Origin of the sequence: Paenibacillus sp. FSL M7-0896 (assembly GCF_037975415.1) — a bacterium.
Lineage (GTDB): Bacteria > Bacillota > Bacilli > Paenibacillales > Paenibacillaceae > Paenibacillus_AQ > Paenibacillus_AQ silagei.
In genome coordinates, this window is sequence record NZ_CP150250.1 from 4090923 (window position 1) to 4107804 (window position 16882).

General features: G+C 52.2%; 19 protein-coding genes. All 19 read right to left on the minus strand.

The window, feature by feature from the left end:
• Positions 1–91: 91 nt before the first annotated feature.
• Positions 92–1366 carry an RIP metalloprotease RseP gene (gene rseP / locus MKY12_RS17510; protein ID WP_036724717.1) on the minus strand — a complete coding sequence of 425 codons (1275 nt, stop codon included), beginning with the start codon at positions 1364–1366 and terminating at the stop codon, positions 92–94.
• Positions 1367–1513: 147 nt separating this feature from the next.
• The gene (locus MKY12_RS17515) at positions 1514–2653 is read right to left on the minus strand and encodes a 1-deoxy-D-xylulose-5-phosphate reductoisomerase (RefSeq protein WP_036724716.1); all 1140 of its coding nucleotides are present in this window, start codon (positions 2651–2653) and stop codon (positions 1514–1516) included.
• A 23-nt stretch (positions 2654–2676) separates the two neighbouring features.
• Positions 2677–3480, minus strand: coding sequence for a phosphatidate cytidylyltransferase (locus MKY12_RS17520; RefSeq protein ID WP_076078640.1), 804 nt, complete (start codon positions 3478–3480; stop codon positions 2677–2679).
• A 20-nt stretch (positions 3481–3500) separates the two neighbouring features.
• Positions 3501–4268, minus strand: a complete 768-nt coding sequence (locus MKY12_RS17525; protein ID WP_339249042.1) for an isoprenyl transferase — start codon at positions 4266–4268, stop codon at positions 3501–3503.
• 78 nt (positions 4269–4346) lie between these two features.
• The gene (gene frr, locus MKY12_RS17530; protein WP_036724711.1) at positions 4347–4901 is read right to left on the minus strand and encodes a ribosome recycling factor; all 555 of its coding nucleotides are present in this window, start codon (positions 4899–4901) and stop codon (positions 4347–4349) included.
• Complete coding sequence (pyrH, locus tag MKY12_RS17535; RefSeq protein ID WP_036692582.1) at positions 4902–5630, minus strand: UMP kinase; 729 nt, start codon at positions 5628–5630, stop codon at positions 4902–4904.
• Between the two features lie 102 nt (positions 5631–5732).
• On the minus strand, positions 5733–6383 hold the full coding sequence (tsf, locus tag MKY12_RS17540) for a translation elongation factor Ts (RefSeq protein WP_036724710.1): 651 nt from the start codon (positions 6381–6383) through the stop codon (positions 5733–5735).
• 145 nt (positions 6384–6528) lie between these two features.
• Positions 6529–7230, minus strand: a complete 702-nt coding sequence (gene rpsB / locus MKY12_RS17545) for a 30S ribosomal protein S2 (RefSeq protein ID WP_036692565.1) — start codon at positions 7228–7230, stop codon at positions 6529–6531.
• A 161-nt stretch (positions 7231–7391) separates the two neighbouring features.
• Positions 7392–7994, minus strand: a complete 603-nt coding sequence (locus tag MKY12_RS17550; protein ID WP_339310131.1) for a hypothetical protein — start codon at positions 7992–7994, stop codon at positions 7392–7394.
• Positions 7991–8563, minus strand: a complete 573-nt coding sequence (locus tag MKY12_RS17555) for a hypothetical protein (RefSeq protein ID WP_339310133.1) — start codon at positions 8561–8563, stop codon at positions 7991–7993. Before MKY12_RS17555 ends, MKY12_RS17550 begins: the two co-directional genes overlap by 4 nt.
• Positions 8564–8631: 68 nt before the next feature.
• Positions 8632–8940, minus strand: coding sequence for a hypothetical protein (locus MKY12_RS17560; protein WP_339310134.1), 309 nt, complete (start codon positions 8938–8940; stop codon positions 8632–8634).
• Positions 8941–9009: 69 nt separating this feature from the next.
• Positions 9010–10413, minus strand: a complete 1404-nt coding sequence (locus tag MKY12_RS17565; RefSeq protein ID WP_339310135.1) for a FapA family protein — start codon at positions 10411–10413, stop codon at positions 9010–9012.
• A 30-nt stretch (positions 10414–10443) separates the two neighbouring features.
• Positions 10444–11232 (minus strand): FliA/WhiG family RNA polymerase sigma factor, encoded by a 789-nt coding sequence (locus MKY12_RS17570; RefSeq protein WP_339310136.1) that lies wholly within the window; start codon positions 11230–11232, stop codon positions 10444–10446.
• A gap of 78 nt (positions 11233–11310) precedes the next feature.
• A complete protein-coding gene (locus MKY12_RS17575) occupies positions 11311–11721 on the minus strand; it encodes a hypothetical protein (protein ID WP_339310137.1) in 411 nt (136 codons plus the stop codon).
• Positions 11722–11723: 2 nt separating this feature from the next.
• Entirely contained in the window at positions 11724–12221 is a 498-nt protein-coding gene (locus MKY12_RS17580) for a chemotaxis protein CheD (RefSeq protein WP_036724701.1), read from the minus strand.
• Positions 12214–12840: a chemotaxis protein CheC gene (locus MKY12_RS17585; RefSeq protein WP_339310138.1), complete on the minus strand. Its 627-nt coding sequence runs from the start codon at positions 12838–12840 to the stop codon at positions 12214–12216. Before MKY12_RS17585 ends, MKY12_RS17580 begins: the two co-directional genes overlap by 8 nt.
• 3 nt (positions 12841–12843) lie before the next feature.
• Positions 12844–13305: a chemotaxis protein CheW gene (locus tag MKY12_RS17590; protein ID WP_036692546.1), complete on the minus strand. Its 462-nt coding sequence runs from the start codon at positions 13303–13305 to the stop codon at positions 12844–12846.
• Between the two features lie 27 nt (positions 13306–13332).
• Positions 13333–15423 carry a chemotaxis protein CheA gene (locus MKY12_RS17595; RefSeq protein ID WP_339310139.1) on the minus strand — a complete coding sequence of 697 codons (2091 nt, stop codon included), beginning with the start codon at positions 15421–15423 and terminating at the stop codon, positions 13333–13335.
• Between the two features lie 34 nt (positions 15424–15457).
• Complete coding sequence (locus MKY12_RS17600) at positions 15458–16849, minus strand: chemotaxis response regulator protein-glutamate methylesterase (protein ID WP_339310140.1); 1392 nt, start codon at positions 16847–16849, stop codon at positions 15458–15460.
• Positions 16850–16882: the final 33 nt, after the last annotated feature.

The window sequence follows — 16882 nt, forward strand, 5'->3', positions numbered from 1 at the left end:
AAGAAATCCTCCTATTATTCGCCCCTCAGATTGCACATTAGGTGTGAAGCCCAATCAAATGCATCGCGGGATAAAAAAGATATGACATCCGTCAGCCGCTTATGAGGCGTAAAATATCATTATACGTAACAGCGATCATCACCAGGAACAGCAGGGCAAAGCCTACAAAGTGGACCATGCCTTCCCGGCTCGGGTCCACCGGCTTGCCGCGCAGTGCCTCAACACCCAGGAATACAAGCCGGCTGCCATCCAGTGCAGGAATCGGCAGAAGATTGAAGATCCCTAGATACAGGCTGAGAATAGCCGCCCAATAGGTCAAATACTGAATCCCCTGCTGGGCAATCTGCCCGGTCAATTGGAACGTGCCCACCGGCCCGGAGATATCATCCATATTAAATTTGTTGATCAGCTGCTTGAAGCCGATAAAAATCAGCTTGGTGGTGTCGACCATAGCTGTACCGGACTTGGTAATTGTCTCCCCCACTCCGGCCTTGCGGGTAGGAAGCTCCGGCGTAATTCCAACCTTGCCGCCTTGCTCCCCTTCCATTCCACGGGGAATCATGGTCACATTCAAGGTCTCTTCGCCGCGCTTCAGCGTCCAGTTCATTTCTTTGCCTTTGGAGGCTGAAGTCAGCTTGATCATCTTCTGGTAATCTCCGCCGATGGCCTGCCCGTCCACAGTGACCACGATGTCGCCCTTCTGAAGACCTGCTTCCTGCGCAGGCATCCCTAAGCTGACGTCACCGATCTTCACATAGGTCGGATTCTCCACCGGTATTCCGGCCATCTGCAGATGAAGTGCAAATAGCACAAACGCCAGAATGAAGTTCATTACCGGTCCGGCCAGGATCGCTATCGCGCGCTGGCCGACGGTTTTGCTGCCGAACTGGCGGTCCTTGGGCGCAATTTGCGTCTGCTGGGTGCCTTTGATCATCATCGCCTGCGGATTCACATCATAGGTGGTCACTTCACCATCTACATCAAGGCGGATCTTCAGTTCATTCTCCAGATCCGTGAACTGTGCTTCGCCGCGTATAACATTTCTGCGCGTATCCAGGGAATCGAGGTAAATATTCTTTACCTTGTTATCCTGGCCCAGCCGGACAGCAATGGTCTGCCCGGGGCCGATCTCAACCATCTCCGGATCTTCGCCGGCCATACGGGCGTATCCCCCGAAGGGCAGCAGGCGGAGCGTGAACTGGGTTTCACCGCGTTTATAAGAGAACAGTTTCGGACCGAAACCGATCGCAAATTCCCGTACAAGAATTCCGGCGCGTTTGGCAAAATAATAATGTCCCCATTCATGGACAGTCACCAGAACAAAGAACATAAACACCGTTAAAAAAACAACTCTTACCATCTCCATAGCGCAACATTCCCCCTTAAGGTGTAAGACCGAAGTATGTCCTCTTAATTTATCATTATTCCAAGGCAGGGCACAAGAGAATCAACAGTCCACACCTATTTTTCAGGGTACAGCCATATTCACCGTTTCCAAAGGCCTCTTATCCCTTTACAGGACAGCCGCAAGCTCCCGGGAAGCTATATCGCTACTGTGAATCTGTTCCAGACCGGGGTTCGCTTCACCCTGATGACGCTGAAGCACTTCATCAATAATCTCATCAATCCGCAGGAAGGGAATCTCACCGCGCAGGAAGCGGGCCACGGCGACCTCATTGGCTGCATTGAAGGCTGTTGTGAATGTGCCGCCCGCTATGCCGCAGTCAATAGCCATCTTTAGCGCCGGATAGCGCTCATAATCCATCTCCCGGAAGGTCAGGCTGGCTACCTGAGCCAGAGACAAACGCTTCGCAGGAGACGGCCAGCGGTCGGGATAGGTGAGCGCATATTGAATGGGAACCCGCATATCAGGAGTCCCAAGCTGAGCAATAATGCTGCTGTCGCAGAACTCCACATAGGAGTGAATGATACTCTCCGGATGCAGCACCACATCAATCTGCTCATACGGAAGGGCGAACAAATGGTGGGCTTCAATAACCTCCAGGCCTTTGTTAACCATGGTTGCCGAGTCAATAGTAATCTTGGCCCCCATGCTCCAATTGGGGTGGCGCAGTGCGTCCGCTACGGTAACATTCGTAAGCTGTTCACGCTTATAATCACGGAACGAGCCACCCGAGGCAGTAATGGTAATTGAAGCCACATCTTCACGGTTCTCCCCATTTAAGCATTGGAAAATCGCCGAATGCTCGCTGTCCACTGGCAGCAGCTTCACACCTTTGCGTCCAGCCAGCTCTGTAACCAGATGTCCGGCGGTCACCAGTGTCTCCTTATTAGCCAGTCCAATATGTCTGCCGGCTTCAATCGCCGCCAGCGTAGACTGAAGTCCTACACTGCCTACAAGCGCAGTTACGACCGTCTGTGCATCGCCTCCGGCAGCAATCTCCACCAGACCTTCACTTCCGCTGTACAGCTCTACACCGGCAGGCAGACTGGATCTGATCTCCTCTGCAAGCTCCTTCGTGGATACCGATACACGGCGAGGCTTGAAACGGCGGACCTGTTCCAGCAGCAGTGAAGTATTACTTCCCGCCGCCAGTCCATCGACTTCAAAAGCTTCCGGATGCATAGCGACCACATCCAGCGTCTGGGTACCGATGGAACCCGTGGAGCCGAGAATACTAATTCTTTTCACAGTTGCTTTCCTTCTCCCTGTCGTTAATAGTAAGGCATCAGCATTACGATATGTACGAAAGGAAATACGATGATCCAGCTGTCGCAGCGGTCCAGGATGCCACCGTGACCCGGCAAGAGTGAGCCTGAATCCTTAATACCGTACACCCGTTTATAGGCAGATTGTACAAGATCTCCAAGTTGACCCAGCACAGCGCAGGCAATTCCAATCAGCAGCGCGCGTCCGATAGTCAGCAGATCAGGAACCAGTATAGCAAACACAATCGATATGACAGCAGAAATCAATACTCCGCCAAGCGCGCCCTCTATAGTCTTGTTAGGACTGATCGCAGGCCACAGCTTGTTCTTCCCGAAGCTTCTGCCGACAAAATAGGCTCCGGCATCACTGCCCCATATACAGCACAGCAGCAGGATCGTCCAGAAGAGGCCATGGCCATCTCCCGCACCGCGGGCGATTCCCATATACGAGAACCCCATTCCTATGTAAACAATGCCAGTGAACATCATCGCGGTGATTTTGATATCAAGCTTATTCTTACTGAAGACAGTGACCAGCAGGAACAGCAGCAATACCAGCCAAATCCCCTGTTCCCAGGAAAATAGCTTATTCGTTCCCAGGAGATCCCAAGGAATCATAAAGCCTACTACAGAGGCATAACCAAATACAGCAGTCAGCCCGAAGGTTGCTGTACCTGTCATTTTCACAAATTCATAATAGCCGATGAGGGCCATCGCAGTCAGCATCAGCTGATACGGCCAGCCACCCCAATAGCATAACCCTAAAAACAAGGCCCCGGCAACAATTCCGGTAATCAATCGCTGCTTCAAAGAATCCCTCTCCCATCAGGCTACTTCAATCCACCATAACGGCGTGTGCGGCGCTGATATTCAGCCACAGCCTGCATCAGATGCGTCTTGTCGAACTCCGGCCAGTACGCATCCGTAAACCAAAATTCACTATAGGCGATTTGCCACAGCATAAAGTTACTGAGCCGCATCTCCCCGCTCGTACGGATGAGCAGGTCAGGATCGGGTAATCCGCTGGATGACAGTCTGTTGTCAATCAGCTCTGAAGTGATCTCTTCAGGTAACAGAATTCCTGCCTGGATATCCTTGCCCAGAGCGCGCATACAGTCCTCAATTTCCTTACGCCCGCCGTAGTTCAGAGCAAAATTAAGTATAAGTCCGGTATTGCTTAGTGTGCGGGCGACCGCTTCTTCCATCGCCTTGCGGGTATGGGAAGGCAAAGCCTCCGTGTTGCCCATTACGCGCACCTGTACATTCTTCTCAATGAGTTCATCCAGTTCAATCGCCAGGAATTCTACGGGGAGGCGCATCAGGAAATCCACTTCATCCTTAGGCCGGGTCCAGTTCTCCGTAGAGAAAGCGTACAGAGTCAAAAATTCTACTCCGAGGTCATTCGCTGCAATCGTAGCACGTTTGACTGCCTTCATCCCGTTCTGATGGCCCACAACCCGGGGCATACCGCGCCGCTTCGCCCAGCGTCCGTTGCCATCCATAATTATCGCTACGTGCCGGGGAATATTATCCGGTGAAATCTCGACTGGCTCCTGCCTGTCTTTACGGCTCAGCCATTCTTGAATCCGTTTGATCATTTCCGTTTCCTCCAAGCTCTTATCAGAAAGAGACAAACCCCACCATTAACGGAGGGGCCTGAAGTCTCATGAATTTCGTTATACTTCCATAATCTCTTTTTCTTTGGACAAGAGCACTTTGTCGACTTCAGCTATGAACTTATCCGTTGATTTCTGGATATCTTCCTGATGTCCATGTGATTCATCTTCTGAAATGCCGTTCTTCTCCATCTTCTTGATGTCATCATTGGCATCGCGGCGGATGTTGCGGATCGCTACCTTCGCTTCTTCACCGAACTTCTTGGTGAATTTCACCAGCTCAGTGCGGCGTTCTTCGGTAAGCGGAGGAATCGACAGGCGGATGATCGTACCGTCATTGGCTGGAGTAATCCCAATGTCGGATTTCATAATCGCCTTTTCGATGTCTGACATTGAAGTTTTGTCCCACGGCTGGATCAGCAGGGTCCGGGAATCCGGTGTGCTGATGTTGGCCAGCTGATTAATAGGAGTTGGAGCACCGTAATATTCAACCTGGATGCGATCCAGCAGCGACGTCGAAGCGCGTCCTGCCCGCAGTGTTGCCAAGTCGCGTTTCAGCGAGAGAATCGCTTTTTCCATACGCTCTTCGGCATTCTTCTTAACCGATTGTGGCATTTAATTTACACTCCCTTTAACGATCGTCCCGATCTTTTCGCCGAGAACGACGCGTTTAATATTGCCTTGCTCTGTAATAGCAAACACAATGAGCGGTATATTATTATCCATGCAGAGTGAGGAAGCGGTAGAATCCATAACCCCCAGGTTTTTGTTCAGAATATCCATGTAAGTAAGCTGCTCGTATTTCACGGCTGTGCTGTCCTTGAACGGATCTGCTGAGTAGACGCCGTCTACCTTATTCTTGGCCATGAGGATAACCTCGGCTTCAATCTCGGCTGCTCTAAGCGCTGCCGTAGTATCTGTCGAGAAGAACGGATTCCCTGTCCCTGCGGCAAAAATAACTACGCGGCCCTTCTCCAGATGCCGGATCGCCCGGCGGCGGATATAGGGCTCAGCAATCTGCTGCATGGCGATAGAGGTCTGAACCCGGGTAGGGACATCGATCTGCTCCAGAGCGTCCTGCAATGCCAGCGAGTTCATCACTGTTGCCAGCATTCCCATATAATCGGCTGTTGCCCGGTCAATACCGCTTGCACTTCCGGCGATTCCGCGCCAGATGTTGCCACCGCCGCATACAATCGCAACCTGAACTCCAAGCTCCACGACTTCCTTGACCTGCTCTGCAATAGAGATGATCGTATCGGCATCGATGCCATAGCCATTCTGTCCGGCGAGCGATTCACCGCTTACCTTAAGGACTACTCTCTTAAATACCGGTTGTTCCAATTATATACCCTCACTTTCTACAAAAGACGGAACACTACTTGTATGTGTTCCGCTCTTTTGATGCTTGCCTGTATTCAGTTCTTATTCAATGTCATGCAGTTATTATTGTTTTACTTGTGCCATAACTTCTTCTACGAAGTTGTCGACTTTCTTCTCAAGACCTTCACCCAGTTCGAAACGAACAAAGCGGCGGATGGTGATATTCTCGCCAATGGTGCTGATTTTTTCATTCAGCAGCTGGGAGATTGTCTTGTCCGGGTCTTTAACGAAGGATTGCTCCATCAGGCAGTATTCTTCATAGAACTTGCTGATGCGGCCTTCCACCATTTTTTCAACGATCTTCTCAGGCTTGCCTTCGTTCAGCGCTTGCGCCTTAAGAATTTCTTTTTCCTTCTCTACGTCTGCAGAAGGTACTTCTTCACGGCGGACATACAGCGGGTTTGCTGCTGCGATTTGCATAGCGATGTCGCGCGCGAATTCTCTGAAGGAATCCGTTTTGCCTACGAAGTCAGTTTCGCAGTTGATTTCCACCAGAACGCCAATACGGCCGCCAGCGTGGATATAGGATTCTACAGTACCTTCAGTAGCAATACGTCCGGCCTTGTTCGCTGCTGCGGACAGACCTTTTTCACGAAGCAATTCTGCTGCTTTGGTGATGTCGTTGTTTGCTTCTTCCAGCGCTTTCTTACAATCGAGCATTCCTGCCCCTGTTCTTTCACGAAGTTCCTTCACTGCTTTTGCATCTACTGCCATTGTTATTCCCTCCAGGGTCATAGTCGTTGTCATACGCGGGCATAAAGCGATACTTGCTTGCATTTTAAAAAAAGGGCAGTGAGAGGTTATCCACCTGCCAACCACCCTTTTCATTTGAGTTTATGTTTTATGTTCCGGTTACTACTTAAGCTGTAGTTGTGTCTTCGCCCTGATGAGCTTCAACAACAGCATCAGCCATCTTACCAGTCAAGAGCTTCACGGCGCGGATTGCGTCGTCATTGCCTGGGATTACGTAGTCAATTTCATCCGGATCGCAGTTAGTATCAACGATAGCTACGATAGGAATACCCAATTTGCGAGCTTCTGCTACTGCAATGCGCTCTTTACGCGGGTCAATGATGAACAGCGCGCTTGGAAGACCTTTCATGTTCTTGATACCGCCCAGGAATTTCTCAAGACGATCTTTCTCTTTGCGGAGAAGGATAACTTCTTTCTTAGGCAATACTGCAAAGGTACCGTCTTCTTCCCAAGCTTCCAATTTCTTCAGGCGGTCAATACGCTTCTGAATAGTCTGGAAGTTAGTCAGGGTACCGCCGAGCCAACGCTGGTTAATGAAGAACATACCCGAACGTTCAGCTTCTTCTTTTACGGAATCCTGTGCCTGCTTCTTTGTTCCTACGAATAGGATTGTGCCGTTGTCGCCAGCGACGCTCTTTACAAAGTTGTAAGCTTCCTCTACCTTCTTGACTGTCTTTTGCAAGTCAATAATGTAAATTCCGTTTCTTTCAGTGAAGATATAACGATCCATCTTTGGGTTCCAACGACGAGTCTGGTGACCGAAGTGTACCCCAGCTTCGAGAAGCTGCTTCATGGAGATTACTGCCATCTTCACACACCTCCTAAGTTTGGTTTATTGTGTGTCTCCTCCGCCGCGCGTCATCTTTCAGCAAGACTTTCTTCAGAAGAAAGCACCCCTTGTCGAAATCAACCGGCGTGTGTTTTAACACCGTCAATTAATATATCATATTAAAACAGCCTATGCAACGATTACTTTTTTACGGTAATCAGCTTGTCAATAATGGAGTTGATGCTCTCTCCCTTGGTGAAGCTGTAGCTGCCGTATTGAATGATAGTGTTCACCTTACGGCTGTTTGCCGTCTGGAGGAACTTGTTCTTATCCTCGATAACCCCGGCTTCCGCAAGCAGAGCTGCCGTCTGGGTGAGCGTAATTCCAGTGGGAATCTTAAGAGAGATTACCCCGTCCACCGCAGCCACAGGCGCTTCAGGCGTAGCCGGAGCTTGGGTAACAGGCTCCGCAGTGTTCTGCGGCTGCACAGGTGCCGAAGGCTTGCCCGGTGTCGCTGCGGCGTTTGGCGTTGCAGCCGGCTTGGGCGGGACAGCAGGCGTAGCTGCCGGTGTTACTGCTGGCGTCCCGGAAGCCTGGGCCTCGGCCGCTTCCTCCGGGGACGGCGTTGCTGTTGCACCAGCTTCTGCCGGATCTACAACAGTCAGGTTCAGGCTAGCCGCTTGCCGGATCAGCTCTTCTTTGGTCAGAGGCGCCGTCCGTCCGGCTATCATCAGCTGCAGCAGCAGCGCGCCGGCGATCAGCCCGATCCCTAGTCCCAGCATAAAGAACCGGTTCTTCATCATACGGATTCCTCCTGCTGCGCAAGCTGCAGGATCAGCTGCACCTCGCCCCGCTGCAGACCGGCGGTCTTGGCGATAGAATCAATTGATTTCCCTTGCTCATGCAGCTCGAACAGCCGGGGATACCGCAGCTTGATGGAGCTGACGGGTCTTGGCTTAACAGGAGGCACTGCCTCGGCAGCTTGCTCCCTGCCCTGGGGCTTCTCCGCGTGTCCGGACGAGGCTTCCCGCGAGAAGGTTGCTGACAGCTGAAGCAGTCCCTTCTCTTCTGCGGTCAGCCGCGCATCCATCAGCAGCAGGCTCTTCTGCAGCTCGCCCACCTGCTCCCGCAGTACACCGATCTCTTCCTGCAGGGCCGCCTTATTGCTCTGTGACTGTGTCTTAATACTGCCCACCAGCTTCAGCAGCTCGGAGTTCTCATGCTCGATATCGGCCATGTAGAGCTCCAGAGCCGCCTCCGTCTCCTTCAGGCTCTTCTTCTCCGAGTCTTCCTTACCCGTTCTGGCCGGCAGCCGCAGGGCATAAACAATAGCAACTGCGCCTACCAGCACGATGTATACCCATGGTTCCAAGTGTGTAATCTCCTTCTGCGTTTAATTCATAGGATGCCTTAACTGCATTTGCGGTTATTCTGTCCCAATCAGAGACTGAAATCTATACGGTGCCCTTTATAAGGATGTTCGGCAGCATGGGTGTTCTCCAACTTATCCGGCTTGCGCGGATGAGGCTGACTGCCAGAGCCGCTCCCCTTGCCGCCATCCCGCAGCGCCGATTCGGCAGACTCGTCAACCTCAGTGCTGCGCAGCGAGATTTCCTGGCTATGCTTGATATTCTGGCCTGCCAATTGCTGCTGGTCGAGTGCAGGACGCTGCTGAAGGTTGTTCTGAACTTTGCCCGCATCATGGGTACGGGGCAACGCAATTTGCAGTTCCACCGGTTTCAGACTCATAAGATCCCTCTTCTCCACTCATTGGTTACAGAATCAAGGAATAGCAGGCCGCCTCGGCTGCCTGCCTGATTATACATACGGTATTATGGATATATCCCCTTCACTGTAAATGAAGGATACCCGCTCCGTCGGGTCCTTGACGAACCTGGTATATCTGCCGATTACGATCTTAGAGCCTCCATAGATCGTCTTGACGACATCAACCTTAGCTCTGCCGGTGTCCTCCAGCATGCGCTCGATCTCCAGCACACGCTCTTTAATTCTCTTTTCATCACGCATATGGGATTGCTTGGTGGCATTAAGCTTGACGCGAAGCGCCACCTTATCGGGCGATAGCTGGCCATTGTTCGCCAGCTGATTAAGCAGATACAGCGCCTTATTGGTCTTGTCCTCATTCTCAAGAAGCTGCCGGAGCTCCTGGCGCAGTTCGTTGATCTCATTTCTCAGCTCGGGAACAACGCCCACTTCAATCGCTGTAGCTGTAGACATGGTATTGCCGATGGTACGGGCGATCACACGCTCGCCTGCCTGTACGATCCCCCCGACGATTAAGCCTTTGGCCCCGTTACACAGTACATCTCGGCCAGCCCGGATGCTGGAATGCATAATGCTTTGGGAGACGATAATATCCTCACCGGCCACAACATTGCCATCCTGGATGAACGAGACCTTAACATTTTTACCGGCGCTGACGAGGCCTTTATTATATCCGATGATGCCGCCCGTAATCTCGATGGACCCGCCCGATATCAGCTCGGCCCCCTCTACCCCGCCGACCACCCGGATATCTCCTGCGGATTTGACGGTGAAGCCGGTAAGCACATTGCCGCGGATGACCACCGTGCCCACGAAATCAATATTGCCTGTGCTGTAATCCACATCACCATTGATTTCATACACCGGAAATACATTGATTTTGCCCTTGTCTGTCAGCGTGACCAATCCGTCAATCGCCGAATACATGGAGGTCTCTTCCTGATCCACCACCACATTCTTGCCTACCTTGAAATGAGCCTCCTTCCCTGCCCGGAACGGAAGCTCCTCCCCGGTTACCGTTCTGCCGCTCACACCGTTCTCTGCCGGAATAACCTTGGCAATAAGCTGGCCCTTCCTTACATTATGCAGCCGGACCAGCTCTTTGTAATCCACCCTGCCATCCTCTTTCTCCAGAGGCTTGCGGTCCTCCTCCATATCAACGGTCAGCACAATGCGGCCATCCTTACCGTTGACAGCAGGCTGTCCAATCGCGATCGGCACCCGGTTCCAGAAATATTCTTCCGGGTTGCTGCTAATCCGCTGCACAATATCATGCTGGATACCGAAACGAATATTGTGACTGGACAGGAAGCTCTCAAGGTCCTCGACCGAACAGGTGAAATTCTCATCCTTCTTGGTGAACTGAAGGTAAGCAATCCCCTTATCCTCCGAAAAAGTAATGCTCAGGTATTGGCTCAATACATATTGACCGATCAATTTCTGCTCCCCCTTGTCACCGTCACCCGGTTAATCATTTTGCATTAGAAGGTCCCGGTTCTTCTCAAGTGTTCCTCTTAGCCGCAAAATAGCTTTGGAATGAAGCTGGGAGATTCGCGAAGGAGACAGTGACATCACTTCCGCAATCTCGCTTAAAGATAAATCCTCATAATATAAAAGGGACACGACGGTCCGTTCTTTCACTGTTAGTTTCTCGATGCCTTTGGTTAGCGTATCCCGCAGGTAGAACTCATTCACTTTACGGTCCGGATTCTTGGCCTTGTCATCTACCAATATGGACATTCGTGTCTCTGATTCTTCTTCACGTATAGGATCTTCGAGTGAACAGAGTGACATTACTGCAACATCCTGCAGCATTGTCTGAAACTCCGTTTCCGAAATATTCAGATACTTGCTCATTTCATCGTCACTTACCGATCTCAAATACTTCTGCTCCAGCTGCTGGTAGGCATCCTCGATTTTTTTCGCTTTTTCGCGTACGGATCTGGGAACCCAGTCACTTTGCCGCAGAGAATCAAGGATCGCTCCCCGAACCCGCCACGATGCATAGGTCTGGAATTGAAGCCCCCGCTTGTAGTCGAATTTTTCGATCGCATCAATGAGTCCCATGACACCGTTGCTGGCCAAATCGTCCTTGGAGACGTTTTTGGGCAGCCCTACTGCCAGACGGCTGGACACGTAATCAACAATATGGAGATAACTCTCAATCAGCTTTTTTTTAGCTTCAGGATCGCCGTGCTCTTTCCACTGCTCCCAAAGCAGGTCTGTTTCCGACTGAGTTGCTTTACGCTCGTTCAACGGCTTTCACCCTTCCCAAAGTTTAGTCAGCGGGCAAACATGCGGCGCAAGATGACGGACTTTCGCCGCAGCACTCGCTTATTCTTCTTTCAGGTGACGAACGGCCTTGGCCAATTCTTCAGGATCTTTCATAGAGACTAGCTTCGGAGGCTGCAAAGGCGTGAACCCCCCGGGCTCTTCACTGACCGCCTCCCGTTTTGGGGTTAGCAGGTCTTTGAGCTCCTGATCCTCTTCAGGTGTACTAATATCAAGCTTCCCGCCAAGAGACTCTCCGTTATCGAACAAACCGGCTTCCGGGTCTGAGGATTCTTTTCCGATAATAAAACCCAATACCCATCTCAGGATGAAAGCAAGCACAAACCAGATAATAAAACCGTACAGGCCCCGGATCAGGCTGGTACCCAGCAGGTTCTGTCCGTTGTTCGCAAGGAAGGTTAGTACAAATCCGATCAGTCCGGCCACAATATTCAGTAATAGTTTCCTGCTCATGGCTAAATTTCCTTCGGGCCTTTTTGAACGCTGCGGATAAAAATCACTCCGGTATTGCAGGAGATTTCTATCGTGCGCCCATAATTGCCGCCCGTGTCCTCCGCGATAAGCGGAATATGAAGGCTCTCAAGAGCAAGCTTGCAGGATTCCACATTCCGAGGCCCGATCCTCATGGTGTCACTCCCTCCGGCAAAAGCAAACATCTGCGAGCCTCCGGCCATCTTGGCCACAATCCGGCTTCTAACCGCCCCCAGCCCCAGCAGGCGGGCCAAAAGCTCAGGCACAGCAGTATCTGCGAACTTGGCGATATTCAGCTGTCCCTCCCTGGCAATCTCTGACGAGGGCAGCATGACATGAGCCATCCCCGCCAGCTTTTTACCGGGATCAAACAGAGTCAGACCTACGCAGGAGCCAAGACCGGTCGTACGAATAAGGCTGTCCTGGCTGCCTACGTTCAGATCCGCCATACCTACTTTAATGATGCTCTGCTCTTCAATCATTGTCGAACGGTACTCCTAAAGCCTTGAATATTTTGGGGAACGATTCCGGATCGGGAATAAGGAAGAATTGTCCTTCAATTTCATTTTGGCCTTCTAAAAAAGTCGTATCGATCAGCAGCGCATCATCGCCCATCTGACCGAACTGCAGCAACCCGTAGCCAAGAATCGCTCCGGCCATATCCATTGCAAGCGCCGGCACGGTCGGATACATGGTCAGGGAGGTGAAGTCCGCCAGGGAAGAGAGATAAGAGCCGGCCAGAATATTGCCGATCTCGCTTAGTGCGGATAATTCCATCTCACTCAGCTCACCGCCGCCTGAGACTTCAATACCGGCAATCCGGCTGAGCAGGTTGCTTGCCGCTTCCGGGGTAAGAATGAAGAACAGGTTGCCCGGAGCTTCACCTTCCACACGCAGGAATACCGCGTATACCAGTTCCTCCGCTCCGCCCACCTTATCGGTGATTTCCTCGAAGCTGAGCAACTGTACCTTAGGCACGGCCATGTCAATCGGCTTATTGAGCAGCTGGGACAAGGCAGTGGCCGCATTACCGGCCCCAATATTCCCTACTTCCTTAAGCACATCCATTTTGAAGTCTTTGAAATTCTTGAATAGCTCCATAGGCTAGCCCTCCAGGCTTTCCAGCTGCACGATTTCACTCTTGTTAAGCACTTCAGACAGGTTAAGCATAATCAACAGACGGTCATCCCCAATTTTGGCTACCCCATCCAGATACTTCGCCTTGATACCCCCTACAACATCCGGCGGTACATCGATAATGTCACGGTTCAAGTCGATGACATCATTGGCTGAATCGACAATGAAGCCTACTTCCATCTCATTCACATTGACGATAATGATCCGGGTCTGGTCGGTGTGCTCCGCTTCTTCGATACCGAATCGTCCGCGCAGATCGATAACCGGAATCACAACACCGCGCAGATTGATCACACCTTTGATAAAGGAATAGGTCTTCGGTACGCGGGTAATCGGCATCATACGTTCAATCGTCTGGACCTTCTCTACTTCAATGCCGTATTCTTCAGTGCCAAGCTTGAATACAATTACTTTGATATCTTCAGCCATGGAATGACCCTCCCTGTTCTAACCTGATTATTTGATAAAAGCATTCGGATCGATAATAAGCGCTACCTGTCCGTCTCCAAGAATCGTGGCTCCGGAAATTCCCTGCACTTCTGGGAGATACTTGCCGAGATTCTTGATTACAATTTCGTTCTGGCCAATGAAGTCCTGCACAGCCAAGGCAACCAGCCGTTCTCCCTTGCGGACAACCACGATCTCCGTCTCCTCTTCCGTGCTTTCATCATAGTCCGGAATGGAGAAGATCTTGCTCAGGGAGACCAGCGGAATATGGCTGCCCCGGAACTCCAGCATCCGGTTGCCGTGAATGGTGCGGATCTGGGATTGCTTCACAATTCCAGTCTCCACGATGGAAGAGAGCGGAATGGCATATTTCTCTGAGCCAAGCCGAACCAGCATCGCTGCAATGATTGACAGGGTCAGCGGAAGCTGAACGGAGAAATTCGTGCCTTTGCCCGGTGTGGAATAGATGGTAACGTTACCGCCCAGGGAAGAGATTTTGGATTTGACCACATCGAGACCCACGCCCCGGCCCGATACATCAGAGATGACCTCAGCTGTACTGAATCCAGGCGCGAAGAGCAGCTGGTACGCTTCGTCATCTGTCATCGTGCCCGCCTGCTCTTGGGTAATCACACCCTTTTTGACAGCAGAGGCTAAGACGTTCTTCGGATAGATGCCCTTGCCATCCTCTTCAATCTCGATGAACACATGATTGCCGCTATGGAAGGCCCGGAGCTGGACGGTCCCGGTCTCCGGCTTCCCGGCCGCAATCCGGTCTGCAATGGATTCAATCCCGTGGTCAACCGCATTGCGCAGCAGATGCACCAGCGGATCTCCAATCTCATCAATCACCGTACGGTCAAGCTCTGTATCTGCTCCAGTGATGATTAAATCCACCTTCTTGTCCAGCGATTTCGCCAGATCGCGGATCATCCGCGGGAACCGGTTAAATACGGTGTCTACCGGAACCATGCGGAGCTTCATGACGATATTCTGCAAATCGCCGCTCACCCGGCCCATATGCTCGACCGTTTCGGTAAGATCGCCGTTCTGCACCTCGGAGGCCAGCTGCTCCAGCCGGACACGGTCAATCAGCAGCTCGCTGAACAGATTCATCAGCACATCCAGCCGCTCAATATCCACACGGATGGTCCGGGAAGGCGACGGCGCTCCTCCTGCCCGGGCCGGGGCTGCTTTGCCGTTCTCTTCCTTGGGATGCAGAGAAGCCGCAGGGGAAGCATTACCGGCAGCAACGGGAGCGGCTTCCTGCACCGGAGCCGGAGCGGGCGCTTCGGCTGTAGCTGCCGCAGTGTCTTGTCCCATTTGGCGAAGTGACTCCTGATCAAGCGCCACAGCGGTAACCGCTTCGATCTCTGACAGATTCAGAATCATCTTCTGAATCTCACTTGCATCCTTTTGGGTTATGTAGTAGAGGGAGAATCCGTAATCGAATTTCTCCTGCTCTATGTCCTGAACCGAAGGGAAGGATTTCACGACTTCTCCTGAACGCTCCAGAAGGTCGAAGACCATGTAGGCACGTACGGCTTTGAGCTGACAGTCCTTGCGGATCGCCACATCCACATACAGCACCTGATGGCCTTCCTGAAGGGATTGCTCCAGCACGGAGTACTGGAATTCATCCAGGAACACCTGGGCCGCGCTGGCATTGCCGGACGCAGCGGCAGTGACTTCAGCAGAAGCATTGCCGGCAGAAGGAACCTCTCCGCGTACGATGGCCTGCAGGGAAGAGACAATCGCTGTTACATCGGCCTTGCCCGCTCCCCCGCCGGTGATATCCTCCACCATGGATTCCAGCGCGTCAATACTTTGGAACAGGGTATCAAAAATGAAGTCCTGCATCCGCAGTTTGTTATTGCGCACCAGATCGAGCACGTTCTCCATTTGGTGCGTAAGCGAAGCCAAATCTTCAAACCCCATTGTAGCCGCCATACCTTTCAAGGTATGGGCGGAGCGGAAAATCACCTGAACAATACTCAGATCCTCCGGATTCGCTTCCAGCCCCATCATGCTCTCGTTCAAAGACTGCAGATGATCATTTGACTCATCAATAAACATGGATAAGTATTGGTTCATGTCCATGAGCGGGTACCTCCCCTTCGAGTTCGCTATTCCATTATTTAACGGCTTGTACCAGCCTTGGAGCAATTTCTTGCAAAGGCAGGATGTGTCTTACACACTTCAACTCTACTGCAGACCTCGGCATTCCGTATACCACACAGGTTTCTTCACTCTCTGCAAAGGTTGATGTCACCCCCGAATCATAGAGTGCTTTCATCATACGGGCCCCGTCGCTGCCCATCCCCGTCATTATGACGGCATGACGTTCCAGCGAGGTAAGCTGCAATACCGATTCAAACAGTGTATCTACAGAAGGACGATGTCCATTACGGACCTCTTCCTTAGTAAGCTCTATCATGTATTGGCCGCCAGGCGCAGGAACCACTGTCAGGTGATAGCCCCCGGGAGCTATATACGCCGCACCCTGCCGGAGAATCATACCGTGCTCCGCTTCCGCGACCTCCAGCGCGCTGAAGGTATTCAGACGCTGGGCCAGCGACTTGGTGAAGTTAGGCGGCATATGCTGGACAATGACAATCGGTGCCGGGAAGTCACCGGGAATGTTCTCCAGGAACGCCTTCAGCGCTCTCGGACCTCCGGTTGAGCAGCCTACAGCAACCAGCTTGCGCACGCTCCGGCTTCCGCTTGCCTGGCCTCCTGTTGCTCCAGGAGGTTCTGCGAACGAGCCTGCAGCAACTTCAGCAGCCGCCCGTTGTCCAGCCCATCCGGCGCCCGGCGCCTCCTGGGAGCGGCCTTTGAACCTCTCGGGAGCCGGTTTAGGAACTGCCGGCGCTGGCTTGACTACCCGCTTCGCAGTGGGCGGCTCAGTGCGGGCTTCCGGCTTCCGTTTGTCAGCAGGCGGTTCAAGCGGCGCCCTGACCCTCGGCTTCTCCGTGCCCAGAAGCGGCGCTTTATCCGCTTCTTTCTTGGACGGCTCCAGCTTCCTTCTTACCGGTTCCACAACAGCCCGCGGAGCAGGCGGTTCAGCAGCGGGAGGAGGAGGCTCAGGCGATTTGACGGCGGAAGCGCGGGCTTCACGCCGCTCGCGCGCCAGCATCGCTTCCTTCATCTGCTCCCGGAGGGACACTCCGACAGCGATGATATCCTGGGAGTTTGAAATGGACGGCTTTCGGATGAAATCGAAAGCCCCCCACTCCAAGGCCAGAATCGTCTCCTTCATCCCCTCTTCATTGATGCCGGACAGCATAATCACCGGGAGCGGACGCTGGGCCATGATACTTTTGAGCGCCTCCAGGCCATTCATCTCAGGCATCTCCACATCCATGGTTACGAGATCCGGACGAAGCTCGTTAACCTTCTCAATCGCCTCGCGTCCGTTGGCAGCTGTCGCTGTGACTTGAAAGTCGGCATCATTCTCTATTAAATCGGAAATGATCTTGCGCATGAATGCAGAATCATCAACAACCAGAACTTTATATGGCCTCATAGCTTTTCCACCTCTGTGCCTCAAATTCAGAAC